The sequence below is a fragment of the Providencia sp. wls1914 genome, assembly GCF_009706645.1.
GTDB classification, from domain to species: Bacteria; Pseudomonadota; Gammaproteobacteria; order Enterobacterales; family Enterobacteriaceae; genus Providencia; species Providencia zhijiangensis.
The window spans coordinates 157,170-177,848 of record NZ_WLUN01000005.1; the positions used below are offsets into that span (position 1 = coordinate 157,170).

Below are 20,679 nucleotides of genomic sequence, written 5' to 3' on the forward strand. Positions count from 1 at the left end.
TTTAAGTCCATTAAACACCGACTAAGCTGCGTAATGGGATCCCAAATTGGCAATGTAATCGCCGGATCATTGGTAGAGTTAACTTTCGCTTTCTATTTAAAATCTCGTAAACTCGATTAGACTTTCCAATCGCAGCTTCTAAATCTTTAACGGTTAAGCCTTGCTGCTCCATTCGGAATTTAATCGCTTCAATAGGATCAGGCGCTTCAATGGGATAGTGTCTCTTTTCATACTCTTCAATCAAGAGGCACATCACTTCAAAATAGTCCCCTTCAGGAGTATTTAGCTCAGGTTCGTTATCAAACATTGGAGAGACCACTTTTAATGCCGCCTCATAGTCTTGTTCCGTTCTGATGGGTTTAATTTGCATAATCATGACAGTAACTCCACCGTTTCTGCGTCAATTTCATCATATTGTTCATGAGTTCCTATGAACTTCACAAATATCCATCCACGCTGATATGCAATCGCTACGATCAATCGGTAACAGTTTCCTTTTATATTAAAAACCACACGCTTATTTTTTAAAATACTGGCGTTTCGGTACATTCCTTTTATATCAGCAGGTGTTTTCCATGCAGCTTTTACCGCTTCATCAACCCAAGCTTTCAGTGGCTGCTCCGTTTCAGGGTATTTAACCCAAAAATCTTTCAGAGTTTTAATGGATATGATTTTCATACCTGCATTTATAGTCCCATATTGGGATAATGTCAAATCAATATCCTATTTTGGGACTAACAATAAATCACCATCTCATTACCAAAAAAAATGCCACTCGAAAGTGGCATTTTTATATTCAGACTAGAGTTCTAATCAACGATTATTTATCGCCTAACAGAACTGAATCCAGTGCGATTTCAATCATTTCATTGAACGTGGTTTGACGCTCTTCTGACGTAGTTTGTTCGCCAGTTTTGATATGATCAGAAACAGTACAGATAGTCAGTGCGCGAGCACCAAACTCAGCAGCAACACCGTAGATACCTGCGGCTTCCATTTCCACGCCGAGGATGCCGTATTTTTCCATCACTTTAAACATGTCCGGGTCTGGAGAATAGAACAGATCCGCAGAGAACAGGTTACCAACACGAACGTTTACGTTACGTGCTTTTGCCGCTTCAACCGCGTTATGCACTAAGTCATAATCTGCAATTGCTGCAAAGTCATGGTCTTTAAAACGCTGACGGTTCACTTTAGAATCAGTACATGCGCCCATACCGATAACCACGTCACGCAGTTTCACGTCATCCATTACTGCACCACATGAACCAACACGGATCAGCGTTTTAACGCCAAAATCAGTGATCAGCTCTTTTGCATAGATGGAGCATGAAGGAATACCCATTCCATGACCCATAACGGAAATTTTACGACCTTTATAAGTTCCTGTGAAACCTAACATACCGCGTACATTATTCACTTGGCGAACATCTTGAAGGAAAGTTTCTGCAATGTACTTCGCGCGCAGTGGATCACCCGGCATCAGTACGACGTCTGCGAAATCACCCATTTCTGCATTAATATGTGGAGTAGCCATTCGTATTCCCTTTTAATCATTAAAATTGTGCACAATAAATAAGGCAGTTTCCTGCCTTATTTTCAAATCACCTTGTCGCAAGCTTAAAACATCGGCTTACCGTATTCCATTGGTGATAAATCAAAATAGTTCGCGACTGTCTGGCCAATATCCGCGAACGTTTCACGGTGACCTAAAGAACCTGGTTTAACTTTTGGTCCGTACACCAGCACTGGGATATGTTCACGAGTGTGGTCTGTACCCGGCCAAGTTGGGTCGCAACCGTGGTCAGCGGTTAAGATCAGAATGTCATCTTCTTTAACCAGTTTCAGCATTTCAGGTAAGCGGCTATCGAATAACTCTAATGCAGCGGCATAACCGGCAACATCACGACGGTGACCGTATGCTGAGTCAAAATCGACAAAGTTAGTGAAAACGATAGTGTCGTCACCCGCAATTTTCATCTCTTCTAAGGTTGCGTCAAACAGCGCGTTGATGCCCGTTGCTTTGATTTTTTTGGTAATACCAACGTGAGCGTAGATATCGGCAATCTTACCGATAGACACCACTTCACCTTGTTTTTCTTCCACTAATTTTTGCAGTACGGTTGGCGCCGGTGGCTCAACGGCTAAGTCATGGCGGTTACCCGTACGCTCAAAGTTACCCGCTTTGTCGCCAACAAATGGACGCGCAATCACACGGCCGATGTTGTAACCGCCTTTGGTTAACTCTTCACGGGCAATTTCACACAGCTCATACAATTTGTCTAAGCCGTAAGTCTCTTCATGGCACGCGATTTGGAATACAGAGTCCGCAGAGGTGTAGAAAATTGGTTTGCCCGTTTTCATGTGCTCTTCACCCAGTTGGTCCAGAATGACCGTACCCGATGAATGGCAGTTACCTAAGTAACCCGGTAAGTTGGCTTTTTCTACCAGTGTATCCAGCAATTCTTGTGGGAAACTATTTTCGTGTTTTTCGAAATAGCCCCAATCGAATAGAACAGGAACGCCCGCAATTTCCCAGTGACCAGACGGCGTGTCTTTACCTGAAGATAACTCGCTCGCATAACCATATGCACCGATAATTTCTGCATTTGGATCCAGACCCGCAGGGAATTTTCCGCTTGATTCTTCCCCTGCTTTTCCTAAACCTAATTTTGTTAAGTTAGGCAGGTGTAATGGACCTTTACGGCCTTTGTCTGCTTCCCCGCGAGCACAAGCGTCTGCGATATGACCCAGAGTGTTCGAACCTTCGTCGCCGAATTTGTGGGCATCACCTGCAGCGCCGATCCCGAAGGAATCCAGTACCATGATAAATGTGCGTTTCATATTTATTCTCCTGCGATACAGCTTATCTGTTCATCGCGTCATCTAACCCGCACCCTTCTGTGAAAAATGCGGATATCGGTTTATTCACTAATTTGACGATAGACCATTGGTGTCGCTTCTGGGGCTTTATCCCCAATAATCATAGCAGCGCGAACTTCTTTCGCCGCCTCTTCCCATGATTTTTCGCTATTGGCATGAATGATCGCAAGTGGAGTTTGGGTATCAACTTTGCTACCTAATGCTGCGATATCACTTAAACCAACACTGTAATCGATAGGATCAGTAGCTTTACGACGACCACCCCCTAACGTTACCACAGACATACCCAGTGCTCGTGTGTCCATTTGTGTGATAATGCCCGCTTGTGGTGCGTAAACGGCTTTGCTGAGGACGGCAGTTGGCAGATATTTGCTGTAATTTTCAACAAAATCTTTCGGCCCTTTTTGTGCAGCGACCATACGACCAAACACTTCAGCCGCTTTACCGTTATCCAGCACCGCTTGTAATTTCTGACGTGCATCGTCACGATCCGACGCCAATTTACCTGAAACAAGCATTTCCACACACAGCGCCATGGTGACTTCGAACAAACGTGGGTTACGGTATTCGCCCGTCAGGAACTGTACAGCTTCACGAACTTCAACAGCATTACCTGCACTGGATGCTAGTACTTCGTTCATATCAGTTAACAGCGCGGTAGTATTGCAGCCTGCACCATTGGCAACTTGCACGATGGACTCAGCCAGTTGCTCTGATTTTTCGTAGGTTGGCATAAATGCACCCGAACCTACTTTAACGTCCATCACTAACGCATCTAACCCTTCGGCTAATTTTTTGCCTAAGATAGAAGCGGTGATAAGCGGAATAGAATCCACGGTTGCCGTGATATCACGAGTCGCATAGAAACGCTTGTCAGCCGGCGCTAGTGAGTTGGTTTGACCAATAATCGCCACGCCGACATTTTTGATAATGTCGCGGAAACGTTCATCATCAGGGAAAATATCAAACCCAGGGATAGCTTCGAGCTTATCAAGGGTTCCACCGGTGTGACCTAAGCCGCGACCGGAAATCATCGGAACATAGCCACCACATGCAGCAACCATAGGCCCTAACATAAGTGAAGTCACATCCCCCACACCGCCTGTGGAGTGTTTATCCACGAGTGGACCATTAAGATTCAGTGATTTCCAATTTAATACGGTACCTGAATCACGCATCGCTAGCGTTAGCGCGACACGCTCTGGGGTTGTCATATCATTGAAATAGATGGTCATTGCTAGGGCTGCAATCTGACCTTCAGAAACCGTGTTATCACGCACCCCATTGATGAAGAAGCGGATCTCTTCTTCGCTTAATGGTTTGCCGTCACGTTTTTTACGAATAATTTCTTGAGCGAGAAACACAATAGGCTCCTTAATTCACATCGAATTCTTCGGCTAAATAGTCACGGCTGTTGCCCAAGTCAGGTAGGGCAACAGTCTGATGTCACTAATAATTGCGATTATTAATAGCTGCTAGAGGATTTTTTAACGTCAAATCCCAGTGTATTTAATAAATTCGCTAATAAGCTAGATGCACCAAAACGGAAATGGCGAGCATCAGCCCAGTTATCGCCTAAGATTTTGCTTGCTAAGGCTAAATATTGTGCTGCTTCTTCAGCGGTACGAACGCCGCCAGCAGGTTTGAAACCAACACTTTTCGCAACGCCCATATCATGGATGACTTGCATCATGATTTCTGCGCTTTCTAAAGTGGCATTCACAGGCACTTTACCCGTGGATGTCTTAATAAAATCAGCACCTGCATTGATTGAAATTTCAGACGCTTTACGAATTAATGCGGCATCTTTTAGTTCGCCAGTTTCAATGATCACTTTCAGTAATACATTTGCGGCTGCGCAAGCGTCTTTGCACGCTTTCACTAAATCGAAACCGATTTTTTCATTACCAGCCATCAGTGCACGGTATGGGAATACAACGTCAACTTCATCCGCACCATAAGCAATGGCAGCTTTAGTTTCAGCTAAAGCAATCTCAATATCATCATTACCATGTGGGAAGTTGGTGACGGTCGCAATGCGGATATCTGGTGTTCCTTGGTCACGTAAGGTTTTACGTGCAATAGGAATAAAACGAGGATAAATACAGATAGCAGCGGTATGACCTGCTGGGCTTTTTGCCTGATGACATAAGGCGATCACTTTTGCGTCAGTGTCGTCGTCATTTAACGTGGTTAAATCCATCAGGGTCAGTGCGCGTTGCGCTGCTGCTTTTAAATCAGTCATATAACTCTCCAACGATGTTAATTCTTTCAGAACGATACGTTCTTTGTTGGCGAGCGGGCTTGTTCCATAAAGATGCTAGTTAGGTTTTCCAAACTCAGCAGCTGAGATCCATCTCACCGCACGATGCCCTAGAGCCAGTTGACTCTATGAACTATCAGTTCCGTGGCAACTTACTGTTACCTATTTGACCACGTAACTGGGGTATTTTATGCGCTACAAATCACATTTATCGACTGAACGTTACATTATTAAATATATATTCGTGAACGATATCACAATTTCACAAGCAATTGCTCACTCTTTATCAGCCATTATACAGGCTGCAACCTTCTCGTCTTAAATTGATTACGTTAAGAATAGTTGAAAAAGTAAGAGTTACGATAAAAACCAGAAAAAGAATATCGCAGAAGAAAATGACAGCGGAAAGACAAATCGCCTTTCCGCTGCAAACAGGGGGATTACATTGCGGTCATTGCGGCTAATGTTAAGAAGAAGCCAGCAATCGTTGCACTCATTAAGTTAGAGAGTGTACCCGCCATAACGGCTTTCATACCTAAACGAGCTACATCACTACGGCGATTTGGTGCCATTCCACCTAAGCCACCCAGCAAAATTGCCACAGAAGATAAGTTCGCGAAACCACACAGTGCGAAGGAAATAATTGCTTTAGTATGATCAGACAGAACTTGTTTGCCCGCCGCAATCACATCCGCATCTGCTTTCATATATTCACCGAAGTTCATGAAAGCAACGAATTCGTTCACAACCACTTTTTGACCGATGAAAGAGCCAGCAATTGTTGCTTCGCTCCACGGCACACCGATCAGGTATGCGATTGGGGCAAATACCCAACCTAGTAGTAATTCAAGGGATAATTGCGGATAGTCAAACCAGCCACCCACACCACTTAAAATACCGTTAATTAACGCAATTAATGCGATGAATGCCAGTAACATTGCACCTACGTTCAGAGCCAGTTGCATACCGGATGCTGCGCCAGATGCGGCTGCATCGATGATGTTAGCTGGGCGATCTTCTTCTGCCACTAAATCTTTAGCATCAACATTATCTTTAGCAACTTCAGTTTCAGGAACCATTAGCTTAGCAAATAGTAATCCACCCGGCGCCGCCATGAAGGATGCCGCAATCAGATATTCCATTGGAACACCCATTTGCGCATAACCCGCTAATACTGAACCCGCTACAGACGCTAAACCACCACACATGATGGCAAACAGTTCAGAGTTAGTCATGGTAGAAATATAAGGGCGAACAACCAGAGGCGCTTCCGTTTGACCAACGAAAATGTTTGCGGTTGCAGACAGTGATTCGGTTCTTGAAGTTCCCAGTACTTTTTGCAGACCACCACCTAGAATTTTGATGACCAGTTGCATGATGCCGAGGTAATACAGAACGGCAATCAGAGATGAGAAGAAGACGATGATAGGTAATACACGGAAAGCAAAGATAAAACCGCCGCCGCCAAATAATTCAAACATTTTATCGGAAACTAGACCACCGAAGATGAAGCTCATCCCGTCTTGACCGTAACCGATAACTTTAGAAACGCCGTCAGACATGCCTTGTAAAACGCTACGTCCCGCAGGGGAGTAAAGAACGAATGCGCCGATAGCGACTTGGATTAAAAAAGCACCGCCGACTGTACGAAGTCTAATTGCGCGACGATTGCTGGAGAAGAGAACGGCTATCGCAATAAGCACCGCCATCCCAACAATACTCAAAATGAGTTGCATGGAAGTATCCCTGTTCACTTAATTCTAGGTTAATGTATAAAGAAACTCGCAAGATTCCACGAATCTTAGTTCGATGATTATAACCAGTCATCATTAATAACCCCCAACATTCATCACAAATCCAAAGTGCAATAAGTAACATAAATTCAAATATTGTGACGAGAATCACAATAGAGGATCGGTTTCGTCTGGAAAGGCACTAATGCGATAGTCGAAGAGATAAAAAGCTGAATGGATTTACTCGGATAAATACATAAAATACTTAAGAAATAATTATTAATCGGCTAATTATAATCTAAATTAGATTAAATAACGTCCGGCTATTGTTGTAAAGTTGTTGTGCTATTTCATCCGGAGATTCGTGGCGCAGCTCACACAAAGACTGAAATACCCACTGAATACGCTCTGGTCGATTAGGTTCACCTTGAAAACCGGATACAGGCATATCCGGTGCATCTGTTTCAAACACAAGACAACTTAGCGGGAGTTGAGCCATCACTTGGCGAGTTTTATTCGCGCGCTCATAAGTAATTGTCCCTCCGACGCCAATGTAATACCCCAGTTTCACAAAACTTTCGGCTTGAGAAAGGCTGCCAGCAAAACCATGCACTACACCACGTGCAGGGACTTCGTAGCGACGTAACATCGCAACCAATTGGTCATGAGTTTTTCGTGAATGCAAAATAACGGGTAAGTCAAACTGCTTAGCTAACTTCAACTGGCGCTGAAGCAATATTTGCTGCCTTTCAAATTGAGGATCTTCCATATAGAGATCAAGCCCAATCTCCCCTACCGCCACGCATTTCTGGCTTTTTCGCATCAGAAAACCCGTCAATTTTTCAAAATGTGATTCTTGAAACTGGCTTAAATATAGAGGGTGAAATCCCATTGCTGCGTGGAGTTGAGAATACTCATGGGCTAAATTCCAGATGCGCTGAAAGTTATCCTGACTCACCGCAGGAATAATAATATCCGTAATTCCACCTTGCTTCGCGGTTTCTAGGCTTTCTGTAAGTGCCTCACTGAACGGGGGAAAATCAAAATGACAGTGAGTATCGATAAATTGAATATTATCACTCATGAGCAGGATTGCCTTGCAGGGCGCTAGCACTTGCTGCCTCGGCCGTCTTTCCTGCTAATAAAGACTCTCGCAAATCTTCCCTATGCATCAATTCTAATGAATTGGTGTTCTTAGAAAATCGACTGAAATCAGCATCATTACTCGCAAACTGTTGAGCTAATGCCGCAATAAAGTAACGCCCACAGCGTCGTCCGACATGGTAATCTTGATTTAAGGCACTAATTTTACTGCCTAAAGCACTGCTTTTCAGTGGTGTCGGTGGGTATATTTCAAAAATCTGCACGCCATCGGGTGGATTTTCGATGAATTCCTGCGTTTTTCGATAACTCTTCAAGTGAACTTTTAGCATGGCTGCCATGCGTTGCAGCGCCGAATTATCACCTTCAAGCCAGCGGGTCATGCGTTTTACCCATTCAGGCGTAAAGTACATTTGAGAAGGTACAGTGCGGATCACAACAATTGTATCCGCTCCGCGCCGATAAGCTTCCTCAACAGGAATCGCGGCGCTTATCCCTCCATCGTGGTATCGCACGCCGCTATATTCTACGCCAGTTCGATAGAATCCTGGAATGGCGCTGGAAGCACGAATGATATCCAACCAAGAATCCGCATCTGGCTGCAAAAATGCAGCGGAAAAATCATCGCTACGACTGGCTCCCATATAGAATTCACGGCCAGAATCTAACAATTCAAGCCCTGCATCCATATTAAGTGGAAACTCTTTCGCCGTCGTTTCAATCAACCAATCAAGGTCAATTAAGTTCCCGCCACGAATAAATCGCAGTGGGTTAAAAAAATTAAGATTCGTGGTATAGCGAGTAATCACTCGGCGGGCATATCCGGCTTGACCACAAATATAAGCGGATAAATTTTGGGCGCCCGCAGACGTCCCTATCATCAAATCAAAAGGGTTAAAGTTTTCTATCAGAAATTCATCCAATACACCGGCCGTAAAAATACCACGCTGACCGCCACCTTCGCAGATAAGGGCAGTTTTTCTTCCGTTAATTTCATCAGAAAACGCGAGTGGCTCAATCGTGCCTAAAGTGACTGGAACATGCTTTCCCATAGTAACCCTTTCTCTATATTGACGTGTTTCTAAACAATCTCACAATAAATCAGATTAAAACAAATGATTCTCATTAAACTGTTTTTCTCAGGAAGAGCAAATAGCAAAATGAGCTTTCGGCTGAAAGCTCATTTAAAAGAAATTATTTGTTCGTCAGAACTAAACCATTCTGTACTGATTTTACCCCTTTCGCGGTCGATGCAATCTGCACAACTTGATTTATCTGCTCGCTAGATTTGAGAAAACCAGAGAGGTAAACCACACCTTGAACGGTTTTTACTGACACGCTATTACTTGGGAGCCCACTGGTACCTAAGAGTTTGCTTTTAATATCCGCAGTAATGGAAGAATCATCGATATAGGTATCGGTACTTTTCACACCACTTGAGATGGCATTACCTGTATCTTTGCCTGCCATTTCAACAGTTTTAGCTGCGCTGTCCCAAGTTTCTGAAGCTTGTTTTTTCAAGGCGCTATCAGATGATGAACTACAAGCAAAAAGTGCCCAGCTCAACCCAATGACACCTAAAGAACGTAAAACGGCGATCTTTTTCATTGGAACCTTCCTCTTGGTATGATTAATAAACTAACAATGTCATAGCCTAAGTAAAAAGTAGATAAAAATAAAGTCAAATAACTCATCTTCAAGAGTATGACTCAAGGTAATTTTCACTTTTGAGATAAATACTCTTAATTGGATGATTTAAATAAGAAATTAAGAAATAACTGTCTAATATCTCTCAATGAAAAAAACAGAAAAAGGGTGCCTGTATCATCTAACCCACAATCAGAGAGAAATGTGGGGGATCGCTCCCCCACCAGACTACTCACCGCATAACAGAGTAGCTTGAACCATTGTGTTTCCACTCACCACGTTAACCGAACAAAGTCGGTCTCGCAGCAACAGTGAAAGACACAACACCGTGGCGCACACGGTCATTAGCCCGATAAGAGCAAACTTGGTCATTCCTCTTGACTCCTGTATAAAAAGGAGACAGAATCCAATTGTTGGGTTGGAGACTGCCTCGAGTTACTATTAATGGAACTCGGGGCTTTCGTCTTTTTGGTCTCACAACTTATTGTTCACTTAAACCAATTGTTTATTTAAACCAATAATTTGCTTGAACCAAAATGATCCAAGCACCCACCGCCATCATAGCAGCATGCTCATCGCGAAAAAATATCGATTCAATTAGTTATTACATTGAAAATATTGATAATTAATAGGATAAATAACAAAAATGGCCAACTCAGTTGACCATTTCGATATATCTATATACTAATTAGGGATAATAATTAGTGTTCGCGCGTTTTGCGGAATCTCACTTCAGGATAACGTTCGCTGGTTAAGTTCAAATTAACCATTGTCGGCGCAATGTAAGATAAATTGTCACCGCCATCTAAAGCTAAGTTCTGCTCATTTTTGCGCTTAAATTCTTCGAATTTCTTCACATCATCGCATTCAACCCAGCGAGCGGTAGAAACGTTAACCGCTTCATAAATTGCTTCAACGTTATATTCACTCTTCAAGCGAGAAACGACCACGTCAAACTGGAGCACCCCTACCGCCCCCACAATCAAGTCATTATTGATTAATGGACGGAAAACCTGCACAGCCCCTTCTTCGGATAACTGCACCAAGCCTTTCAGTAGCTGCTTCTGCTTCAGCGGATCACGCAGACGAATACGACGGAATAATTCAGGCGCAAAGTTCGGGATCCCTGTAAATTTCAGCTCTTCACCTTGGGTAAAAGTATCCCCAATCTGGATAGTTCCGTGGTTATGCAGACCGATGATATCCCCTGCATAGGCATTCTCAACTTGAGAACGGTCACCCGCCATAAAGGTCAGTGCATCAGAAATCACCACGTCTTTCTTAATGCGAACTTGGCGCAGTTTCATCCCTTTTTCATAGGTACCCGAGACGATACGCATAAAGGCAACACGGTCACGGTGTTTTGGATCCATGTTCGCCTGAATTTTGAACACAAAGCCTGTAAATTTCTCTTCAGTCGCTTCCACTTCACGCACATCTGTTTTACGTGCTTGCGGTGCAGGCGCCCACTCAACGAGACCATCAAGCATATGATCCACACCGAAGTTACCCAATGCAGTACCGAAGAATACAGGGGTCAGTTCACCCGCTAAGAATGCATCGTGGTCAAATTCATGGGAAGCCCCTTGAACTAACTCCAGTTCTTCGCGAAGCTGAGAAGCTAATTCATCACCAACGGCCGCGTCTAATTCAGGGTTATTTAACCCTTTAACGATGCGGACTTCTTGAATTGTATGACCTTGACCTGTTTGATACAAAATGGTTTCGTCACGCAGTAAGTGGTAAACACCTTTGAATAACTTACCGCAGCCAATTGGCCATGTGATTGGGCAACAAGCAATTTTCAGCTCATTTTCCACTTCATCTAACAGCTCCATTGGGTCGCGAATATCACGGTCCAATTTGTTCATAAAGGTCAGAATTGGCGTATCGCGTAGGCGAGTAACTTCCATCAGCTTACGGGTACGATCCTCAACCCCTTTACCGGAGTCGATAACCATTAAGCAGCAGTCAACGGCGGTTAATGTACGATAAGTATCTTCCGAGAAGTCTTCGTGCCCTGGGGTATCTAACAGGTTCACTAAGCAATCATTATAGGGAAATTGCATCACAGAGGTGGTGATTGAGATACCACGCTGCTTTTCCATTTCCATCCAGTCTGATTTGGCATGCTGGTTAGAACCGCGACCTTTTACCGTTCCCGCACGTTGAATTGCGTGTCCGAAAAGTAATACTTTTTCAGTGATCGTGGTTTTACCGGCATCGGGGTGAGAAATGATAGCAAACGTTCTACGGGTGCTAACTTCATGGAGAAAATTCTGATCTGTCATTTAACCGTTCTTTTCGTCTATATCCAGATTTGTATGGGCATCAGGAAGAGGCTCGAGGTGGCTCTAAGCGCAGCAAATCCGTATTGTTAATCGTAATTGGCGGTTATTTTCGCAGATCTTGGGGTTATAAACAATCAGAGCCTGAAATGTTAGGCGCTCCACCCACAGGATGGAGCCCAATAAACTTACACCGACGCAGCCACTAACTGAGCAATTTCCAGCCCCAATTCTTGTGTGCTGGCGTTTCCGCCCATATCGCGAGTCAAGTGACGACGTTCTCGAATCGTCGTTTCAACCGCTGACATAATCGTATCGTGCATTTCTTGGCAACCGAGATGCTGCATCATCATCGCGGCCGCCCAGATAGTTCCAATTGGGTTGGCAATATTTTTCCCAGCAATATCCGGTGCGGAACCATGCACAGGTTCAAACATCGATGGGAACTGTTTTTCAGGGTTGATATTCGCGGACGGTGCAATTGCAATCGTCCCCGTACATGCGGGCCCAAGATCTGACAAAATATCCCCAAATAAGTTTGATCCCACAATCACATCATAAAATTCCGGCATTCTCACTAAGTTAGCCGCAAAAATATCAATGTGGAATTGGTCAACTTTCACATCTGGATACTGTTTTGCCATTTCAGTCACACGGCTATCCCAATACGGCATTGAGTGAAATAATCCATTGGATTTCGTGGCTGAACTTAAATGTTTTTTATCGCGAGAGCGGGCAAGTTCGAAAGCATATTTTAAAATTCGGTCAGTCCCTTTACGGGTAAAAATACTTTGCTGGGACACCATTTCTTCTTCCGTCCCTTCATACTGAATTCCGCCAATTGCAGAATATTCGCCCTCTACGTTTTCACGCACTACATAAAAATCAATATCACCCGGTTTTTTATCCGCCAGCGGGCATTTAATCCCTTCAAATAAACGAACCGGGCGCAGATTCACATATTGATTAAATGCACGGCGAATTGGTAGTAACAAACCCCATAAGGAAATATGGTCGGGAACTCCAGGAAACCCAACTGCACCTAAGAAAATAGCATCAAATTTTTTCAGTTGTTCTAAACCATCTTCCGGCATCATGCGCCCTGTACGGTGATAGGTTTCACACGACCAGTCAAAGTGTGTAAAGTTAAGCTTTACACCGTGCTTTTGTGCTGCTGCCTCTAAAACACGTAATCCTTCAGGGATCACTTCCGTTCCGATTCCATCACCCGGAATGACTGCTATATTGAATTGTGCCATTTTCAACGCCCTTATTATTATCTATGCATGTTCTCCAGTTTATGGCTTGCTGTGATAAAGTATAGGCATGAACTGTAATCCCTAGGTTTACAAACTATGAACAAGCTACCTTTGCTTGAAGATATCCGTGTATTTGTCACGGTCGCCCGATTGATGAGCTTCTCCCAAGCGGCTGAACAACTATTGGTATCTCCAGCCTATATATCGAAACGCATTAAATTACTAGAAGAAAACTTAGGGCAAACGCTGTTTTTCCGTAGTGCTCGCGCTATTCAATTGACGCCAGAAGGGAGAATTGTTCTGCGTAGCAGTGAGTTGTTACTGGAAGAATTGGAGCGCATGCAGGGAGAATTACAAGCTTGTCGCGAAGAGATCCGAGGAGAACTGCGCATCAGTTGCAGTACAGGCTTTGGTAGCACCTACCTGAATCCCTTTATACTGGCATTACGTGCCGATTACCCGCTTTTAGGTATTGATCTGACATTAACAGATCGATCAGTCGATATCATCAGTGAGAATATCGATCTTGATATCTGCATTGGCGGCACTATTTCGGATCAATTTATTGCACGTCGGTTAGCCCGCAATAACCGAGTGCTTTGCGCCTCTCCCGCGTATATTCAAAAATATGGACAGCCTTCTTTACCCCAAGAGCTCGAACAGAAACATTTGTGTATTGCCATCAAAGAGCGCAATCAAGCTCCCGCAATCTGGAAATTAGAGCACCAACAAGAAAGCATGACCATCACGCCGAACAGTAAATTAATGGTCAATAACGGCGAAGTCGCCAAACAATGGTGCCTCAGCGGTGAAGGGATTTTATTACGTTCACTTTGGAGTGTACTCCCTGAACTTCAGTCAGGAAAACTAGTGCGCGTTCTACCGCAATGGCATCAAGGTGCTGACGTTTTTGCTGTTTATTCACGTAGTTTACGTAATAGTGCTAGTCTTAGAGTTTTCATTGAAAATCTTGAAAAGTATCTCGCCACCCATTTACCACCCATCTTTGGGGATGAATATAACCAATTGGATGCCCATTAATGACCGAACCAGAGACTTTTAAAGAGCGCTTACTCAAGCTATTGAAACAGAAAAAAATGAGCCAGTTAAAAGTTGGGGAACAACTTGGCGTTTCCCGTACTGCTGTCAATAAGTGGACAAAAGGCGGCATGATTGACGAAGATAATCTCAATAAGCTGGCTGATTTACTCGATGTCGATAAGATTTGGCTCAAGTATGGTGAATACACGCAATCCCAACATTCGCTATCTGGAGTAGGCGGCACGCGCAATATCAATGAAGTGCATTTACAAGAATCGGCGGAGATCGTTACTTGGGAATGGGATTTATTGACTGGTGAGCTGAATTATTCCGATAACGTTGAAGCGGTGTATGGCATAAAAATTACCACCAACGAAGATTTCTGGGCGTTAATGGATCCGGCATCCAAAGATAAGCTGGTCAATGGTTACTCCAAAATTATTAAAGAAGGCGGCGCCCATGAAATGGATTTTAAAATCAACTGGGAAGGTGACTACCGCTGGATCACATCCAGAGCTGCTGGCGTCAAAGGCCCTAACGGCAAAGTCACAAAATTAGTTGGGATCAGCTTGGATAATACTGAGCGTAAAAACAATGAATTACGTCTACGAAAAATCAAATGCTACTTTGATGTGTTACTGACTCACTTCCAACATTTGGTTGCCTTTACCGATACAGCCGGAGAAATCCTTGCCAGTAATCTTAAAAGCCAATCAACAGATATTGATTATTTAGCCTTACAGCGCCTTCTTTATCAATTAGCCATTAATCATAAAACGTGGCTCGACGATGTTATCCAAACAGGCCGTGGGCAAATTGTGTTTCAAGACAAACAGATCACCGCCTATCATCATCTTAATGATGAGCATCAATCCTTCTTAATGTTTGAATTAAAACCATCATAAATAACAGTAAAAACCCCAGTGATTAAGCTGGGGTTTCGCGGCGATAAACCTAAGAAATCGTGATTATAAATCTAACACCAGCCGTTTTCCTTTCGCCCGAGACACACACAGCATCATGGTTTTTTGCTCAGCTTTTTCATCGTCATCAAGATACAAATCACGATGGTCGGCCTCCCCTTCCAAAATTGCCGTTTCACAGGTTCCACAAACGCCATTACGGCACATACATTCCACCTTTATGCGCTTATCCGCTTCGATAACCTGCAAAATAGATTGGTCTTCCGCAACCTGTAAACTGAATCCTGAACGCTGAAAATGCACTTCAAAAGAGTCTCCCTCACTCGCCACTTCGCCAAAATTTTCAAAATGCACTTGTGCGCTGCCAAGGTGTTGATTGCCGCGTTCAATGACTTCATTAATCAGTCTTTCAGGCCCACAGACATACACATGGCTATTTTTAGGTTGGGATTGAATTAATGTGGTAACGGACATCCGTTGGCCTTGGGATTTATCATAGGTGAATAAACGAGCACCAATACGCGCCTGCAATTCATCAACAAACGCCGCCGTCGCTTTATCACTGAACCCGTAATGAAGCTCAAAATCCATTCCTGAGTGCTCAAGCTCATACAAGTAGGATAAAAATGGCGTGATCCCAATCCCTCCTGCGATCAAAATATGTTTGCTGTCCTGCTCTTGCGCTAATGCGAAAAAATTTTGCGCAGGGGATAAATAGAGTACATCCCCCTGCGCAATGTTATCGTGCATGAAAACAGAACCCCCTTTCGAGTTCTGGTCACGCAAAACAGAGATACAGTAACGATCGTACTGCTGAGGGTCGCTTATTAATGAATAAGCACGTTGTAGTCCAGCTTGTTCATCCATGTGAACCGTGACATGGCTCCCCGCGCTAAATGGGCTAAGTTGTCCTTCTTGCGCCACGAATTCGAACATTTTAATGGTTGGGCTGACCTGTTCAATTCGGCTAACATTCACCGCTATTTTTTGTTGGCTCATCACAGTTCCTTTTTCCGTTACGCGATATCAAGGCACAGATATTTGATACTTAAATAATCATCGATACCATAATGGGAGCCTTCTTTACCTAACCCCGACTGTTTAACCCCACCAAACGGAGCCACTTCGTTAGAAATCAAACCGGTATTGATCCCAACCATGCCGCTTTGCAGCTTTTCAGCCACTCGGTAAATACGGTTTACATCCCGAGAAAAGAAATAAGCGGCTAAACCATATATGGTGTTATTGGCACGGCGAAGCACTTCATCTTCATCACTAAATCGAATCAATGTGGCAATCGGGCCAAAAATCTCTTCATGGACGATATCCATTGAATCATCGACATCCACCAGCACTTTCGGGTTGATAAAGTGACCGTGCTCCTCAATTTCAGAACCTAATGTCACTCGGCGTGCGCCTTTAGCAAGAGCATCCTCAAGAAGTTGATTCATTCCATCAATCGCTTTCGTGGTGATCATCGGTCCAATATCGACCCCGGCATCCACACCATTGCCGACTTTTAACTTGGCAACTTGCGCCACAAACTTGCGTTCGAATTCATCAAAAATGGCATCATGAAGATAAAAACGGTTAACGCAGACACAGGTTTGCCCACCATTGCGGAATTTGGCTTGGATAGCGCTAGTGACCGCTTTATCGATATCCGCATCGTCGAAAACAATAAATGGTGCGTTTCCACCTAATTCAAGCGACGTTTTCTTGATAGTCGATGCGCACTGCTCCGCTAATACACGCCCCACTTGTGTTGACCCTGTAAAAGAAAACTTGCTGATCAACGCATGTTTGGTCAGTCTTTCCCCCAGAATACGAGATTCCCCAGTGACCACATTAAAAATACCCGCAGGGATCCCCGCTTCATCAGCAAGTTGAGCCAATGCTAATGCGGTAAATGGCGTTTCGGTGGCCGGCTTGATGATGATACTGCACCCTGCTGCAAGTGCCGGCGCCGCTTTACGCGTGATCATCGCCGCAGGGAAATTCCAAGGCGTAATCGCGCTGCACACGCCAATGGGTTGCTTGATCGTAGAAAGGCGATTTGTTCCAACGGTTTGTGGAATCGTTTCCCCATAAACACGCTTACCTTCCTCTGCAAACCACTCAATAAAAGAGGCTGCATAACGAATTTCGCCTTTTGCTTCATGCAGCGGCTTACCTTGCTCAAGGGTCATCAGCAACCCAAGATCATCAATATTTTCCTCAATCAACTCAAACCAACGGCGCAAAATAATTGAGCGCGCTTTTGCCGTTAATTGGCTCCATCCTGCCATCGCGGTATGGGCTTGCTCAATGGCTTCATCAACCTGTGTCGCTGTTAGGCTGGGGATGGTCCCCAGCACTGTTTGAGACGCCGGATTGGTCACGGGAATTTTGTTCTCCGTTTCTACCCAGCGACCATTGATATAGCAGGCTTGGCGAAATAGCACGGCATGTTTTAACCTGTTCATCGTCACGTCTCCCATCCCTTGCGATTATTCTGTGTGAGCGCCAGCCACAATTTTGTGGAAGTGGGCAACACCGTGCTCGCTGATCCCACTACGTTGTCTATCGGCCATAATGCGTCCTTGACCACGATATCCACGGGAACGCAGGCCTTTTTGTACACTTTCCACCAAACGTAAATCTTCAGGACGGAATACCGTGCGGTACCATTCCACTAAATTTTTCTGATATTCCGTCAGTTCTTCATTCAAGAAATAGATATCGTAATGCTGCAATGTCTCGCCCGCATTCACCGGGAATTCATAAATCACGGTCATAAAATCGCCGCCAGGAGGCATATTGAACATGGTGCTTGGCCAAATCCAAAAACCAAAGAAACGCGGGTCTAATACTGACTCATCGAACTGATAAGAGGATTCAGAGGGCTTGGCTTTACCGATTTGTACCGTCCAATTATCTTTAAGCAGATGCTCATACACATTCACATCCACAGAGCTGGCAAAGCTAACGTGGTTAGTCGGGCAGTGATAGCATTCAATGTAGTTATCAACGATGGTTTTCCAGTTAGCCGGAGTATGGCTAACAAAACGCGCTGCTAATTTCAGGTCATTGATAACCGCGCACGCTTCTTCCATTTTTTCGGCTAAACCGGGTAACTGCTCTTCAATTGGTTGAGGCACACCGTCCGTCAAGTTTACATAGATAAAGCCTGCGTGCTCAGTCACATGGAAAGAACTTAATGACATCGCATCCGCTTCAAAGTTATTCACGTTTTCACAGTTAGTTGCATGTGCCAACTGCCCATCCAACTTGAATGCCCAAGCATGATAAGGGCAGGTAATCACGTTTTTCATTTTCCCGCCATCACCGCTGATCAACTGATGACCACGATGAGGGCAAACGTTATAAAAGCCGCGCAAAACATCATCACGACCACGAACAATCACAAGGCTTTCACCAATTAATTGGCGAGTAATATAGGCATTTTTTTCTTTTACTTCACTCACATGACCAACACAAACCCATGAGTTAGCAAAGATTTTTTCTTTTTCAAAATCAAAAATGTCTTCGGATGTGTAATAACGTGCAGGGATAGTCCATGCATTATCTATATCAAGGTGATCATTAATCGAAATGACTTTAGCTGCATTGCTCATAATTGCCCTCTCCTTTTGTAAACTTATAGTTAACATCTTTTAGGCAGATGTTAACGAAGATCGCAATAATGATCAAACAAAATCTCAGTAGGTTTTATAAATAAAATCATTTATGATTTAATTCAATGCATTGCATCATAATTTAATAATTACAATGTTAATGTTTAGTTAATTAGTTGTTGACTGAGCAATCTTTGCATGGCTATCCTTTGTAAACCCAAAGTAAGCATCACCTGCAAAATAACGACTCAACAAAAGCGATAATAAAGAAGTGAGCAACTGGAGAAGAGGTATGATGAATCATAAAAGGTCTGTATTTTACGTATCCCTCGCCTTTAGCCTGATCCTTATAGGCTTAGGGGCTTTTATTCCCGACAAACTGGAAACATTTTCACACTCGGCCCTGAGCTTTATCTATAACAACTTAGGTTGGTTTATTCTCGGCGCCGTTTTCATTTTTTTTAGCTTCTGTATGTACCTGGGATTTTCGAAGTTTGGTCATATTCGCTTAGGCGATGATAATGACAAACCGGAATACAACACGGCCACTTGGGTCGGTATGCTGTTTAGCGCATCGATTGGGATCAGTTTGGTATTTTGGGGCGTAGCCGAACCCGTTTCTTACTATATTAGCCCGCCAATGGGACCAGGAATGACGGAGCAATCCGCAAAAACAGCGATGCAATATGTCTATCTGCATTGGGGCGTTTCGGCTTGGGCTTGCTATGCCTTAGTCGGAGTTTCTTTAGCCTTTTTCCAGTTCAGAAAAAAATTGCCCTCTTCATTAAGTTCCGTGTTTTATCCATTAATTGGCGATCGTATCAAAGGGTCAATTGGAAAATGGGTGGATGTACTAGTCGTGTTATCCATAGTGATTGGTATCGCTACATCCCTCGGGTTTGGTACGTTACAAGTCAACAGCGGAATGCATTATCTGTGGGATTTGCCTGTTAGTATTTATATTCAAATCACGATTATTGCCGTTGTGACTGTTATTTATATCGCCTCGACCATTTCAGGATTACAGGGCGCCATTAAGCACCTTTCGAACCTCAACATGTTGCTTGCCTTCGCATTAATGGGGTTTATTCTGTTTGCTGGCCCAACACAAACTATCTTGAAAGTACTGTTCCAAGGTATCGGGGATTACATGCAAAATTTCGTCAGCATGTCATTCCGTACTGAGCCTTATAATGATGGTTCGTGGATTGCTAACTGGACACTGTTTTATTTCGGCTGGTGGATTGCATGGGCACCATTAGTGGGTAGCTTCGTCGCGCGTATTTCCAAAGGTCGTACAATCAAAGAGTTTATGATTGGTGCCGTATTTATTCCGGTGTTAGGTTCATTTGCTTGGTTTGCGGTGATGGGCGGCTCAGCCATCCATATCATCCAAAATCTCGGTGAAGTGGCCTTAGCGGATGCAGTTAAAACCGATGTCACGTCTGCACTGTTTAAATTCTTAGATTATTTCCCAGCACCAACGTTAATCAGTATCTTAGCCATGGTCTTGGTGATGGTGTTCTTTATTACGTCAGCAAACTCAGCGGTATTCGTCTTAGGTATGGTCAGTGAGAATGGTAATCCAAATCCAAGCCATGTGACCAAAACTATCTGGGGAGTGGTCATTGCGGCAATTGCTATCGTGCTTATCATGACGGGAGGACTCACTGGTTTACAGTCCGCACTTGTCGCCACCGCAATCCCACTTTCGGTGTTAATGTTGATTATGTGCTACTCAACCTATAAAGGTCTGAATGAAGAAGTCAAAGCGACGACCAAAGTCAAAAGGAGCCTGAAAGAAAAAGTTGGGCGCTTGAGAAAACCTATCTTCACGGAAACAGAAAAATCGTAAATGATAGGCTCGTGAAGGTTATAAAAAACCACGGTGGCTGCTGGGCTATCGTGGTTTTTCTTTAGAAAA

The 20,679-nt window shown here is 43.9% G+C and carries 17 protein-coding genes and 2 pseudogenes; 3 read left to right on the forward strand and 16 right to left on the reverse strand.

What is annotated here, in order from left to right; genetic code table 11:
• Positions 1-10 precede the first annotated feature (10 nt).
• The 13 genes and pseudogenes from GKR74_RS05225 to GKR74_RS05285 form a co-directional block, all read right to left on the reverse strand.
• Positions 11-370 (reverse strand): helix-turn-helix domain-containing protein, encoded by a 360-nt coding sequence (locus GKR74_RS05225; RefSeq protein ID WP_154602830.1) that lies wholly within the window; start codon positions 368-370, stop codon positions 11-13.
• A gap of 14 nt (positions 371-384) precedes the next feature.
• Positions 385-678, reverse strand: a pseudogene (locus GKR74_RS05230) (type II toxin-antitoxin system HigB family toxin); the annotation flags it as partial.
• A gap of 142 nt (positions 679-820) precedes the next feature.
• Positions 821-1,537, reverse strand: a complete 717-nt coding sequence (deoD, locus tag GKR74_RS05235) for a purine-nucleoside phosphorylase (RefSeq protein WP_006657106.1) — start codon at positions 1,535-1,537, stop codon at positions 821-823.
• A gap of 83 nt (positions 1,538-1,620) precedes the next feature.
• On the reverse strand, positions 1,621-2,844 hold the full coding sequence (gene deoB, locus GKR74_RS05240; RefSeq protein ID WP_154602794.1) for a phosphopentomutase: 1,224 nt from the start codon (positions 2,842-2,844) through the stop codon (positions 1,621-1,623).
• An 80-nt stretch (positions 2,845-2,924) separates the two neighbouring features.
• Positions 2,925-4,247, reverse strand: a complete 1,323-nt coding sequence (deoA, locus tag GKR74_RS05245) for a thymidine phosphorylase (protein WP_286272413.1) — start codon at positions 4,245-4,247, stop codon at positions 2,925-2,927.
• Between the two features lie 101 nt (positions 4,248-4,348).
• Entirely contained in the window at positions 4,349-5,128 is a 780-nt protein-coding gene (deoC, locus tag GKR74_RS05250; RefSeq protein ID WP_154602795.1) for a deoxyribose-phosphate aldolase, read from the reverse strand.
• A 458-nt stretch (positions 5,129-5,586) separates the two neighbouring features.
• The gene (locus GKR74_RS05255) at positions 5,587-6,882 is read right to left on the reverse strand and encodes a NupC/NupG family nucleoside CNT transporter (protein WP_154602796.1); all 1,296 of its coding nucleotides are present in this window, start codon (positions 6,880-6,882) and stop codon (positions 5,587-5,589) included.
• Between the two features lie 295 nt (positions 6,883-7,177).
• Complete coding sequence (locus GKR74_RS05260) at positions 7,178-7,963, reverse strand: TatD family hydrolase (RefSeq protein WP_154602797.1); 786 nt, start codon at positions 7,961-7,963, stop codon at positions 7,178-7,180.
• Positions 7,953-9,032: pseudogene (locus GKR74_RS05265) on the reverse strand (patatin-like phospholipase family protein). Before GKR74_RS05265 ends, GKR74_RS05260 begins: the two are co-directional and overlap by 11 nt.
• 142 nt (positions 9,033-9,174) lie before the next feature.
• The gene (locus tag GKR74_RS05270; RefSeq protein ID WP_036950212.1) at positions 9,175-9,588 is read right to left on the reverse strand and encodes a BON domain-containing protein; all 414 of its coding nucleotides are present in this window, start codon (positions 9,586-9,588) and stop codon (positions 9,175-9,177) included.
• 267 nt (positions 9,589-9,855) lie between these two features.
• Complete coding sequence (locus tag GKR74_RS05275; RefSeq protein WP_154602799.1) at positions 9,856-9,999, reverse strand: Hok/Gef family protein; 144 nt, start codon at positions 9,997-9,999, stop codon at positions 9,856-9,858.
• Between the two features lie 329 nt (positions 10,000-10,328).
• On the reverse strand, positions 10,329-11,918 hold the full coding sequence (prfC, locus tag GKR74_RS05280; protein ID WP_036950211.1) for a peptide chain release factor 3: 1,590 nt from the start codon (positions 11,916-11,918) through the stop codon (positions 10,329-10,331).
• Positions 11,919-12,103: 185 nt separating this feature from the next.
• Positions 12,104-13,174 carry a tartrate dehydrogenase gene (locus tag GKR74_RS05285; protein WP_154602800.1) on the reverse strand — a complete coding sequence of 357 codons (1,071 nt, stop codon included), beginning with the start codon at positions 13,172-13,174 and terminating at the stop codon, positions 12,104-12,106.
• Between the two features lie 96 nt (positions 13,175-13,270).
• Between GKR74_RS05285 and GKR74_RS05290 the strand changes: the two genes are divergently transcribed.
• Both GKR74_RS05290 and GKR74_RS05295 read left to right on the forward strand, forming a co-directional pair.
• Positions 13,271-14,215 carry a LysR substrate-binding domain-containing protein gene (locus GKR74_RS05290; protein WP_154602801.1) on the forward strand — a complete coding sequence of 315 codons (945 nt, stop codon included), beginning with the start codon at positions 13,271-13,273 and terminating at the stop codon, positions 14,213-14,215.
• A complete protein-coding gene (locus tag GKR74_RS05295) occupies positions 14,215-15,120 on the forward strand; it encodes a helix-turn-helix domain-containing protein (protein WP_154602802.1) in 906 nt (301 codons plus the stop codon). The genes GKR74_RS05290 and GKR74_RS05295 overlap by 1 nt, the downstream gene beginning before the upstream one ends.
• A 63-nt stretch (positions 15,121-15,183) precedes the next feature.
• Here GKR74_RS05295 and GKR74_RS05300 read toward each other — a convergent pair whose 3' ends face one another.
• The 3 genes from GKR74_RS05300 to GKR74_RS05310 are packed head-to-tail and all read right to left on the reverse strand — an operon-like array spanning position 15,184 to position 18,755.
• Positions 15,184-16,137 carry a PDR/VanB family oxidoreductase gene (locus GKR74_RS05300; RefSeq protein WP_154602803.1) on the reverse strand — a complete coding sequence of 318 codons (954 nt, stop codon included), beginning with the start codon at positions 16,135-16,137 and terminating at the stop codon, positions 15,184-15,186.
• A 17-nt stretch (positions 16,138-16,154) separates the two neighbouring features.
• The gene (locus GKR74_RS05305) at positions 16,155-17,603 is read right to left on the reverse strand and encodes an NAD-dependent succinate-semialdehyde dehydrogenase (RefSeq protein WP_154602804.1); all 1,449 of its coding nucleotides are present in this window, start codon (positions 17,601-17,603) and stop codon (positions 16,155-16,157) included.
• A gap of 24 nt (positions 17,604-17,627) precedes the next feature.
• Positions 17,628-18,755, reverse strand: a complete 1,128-nt coding sequence (locus tag GKR74_RS05310; protein WP_154602805.1) for an aromatic ring-hydroxylating oxygenase subunit alpha — start codon at positions 18,753-18,755, stop codon at positions 17,628-17,630.
• Between the two features lie 292 nt (positions 18,756-19,047).
• Here GKR74_RS05310 and GKR74_RS05315 point away from each other — a divergent pair, with 292 nt between their 5' ends.
• Complete coding sequence (locus GKR74_RS05315; RefSeq protein WP_154602806.1) at positions 19,048-20,610, forward strand: BCCT family transporter; 1,563 nt, start codon at positions 19,048-19,050, stop codon at positions 20,608-20,610.
• Positions 20,611-20,679 lie beyond the last annotated feature (69 nt).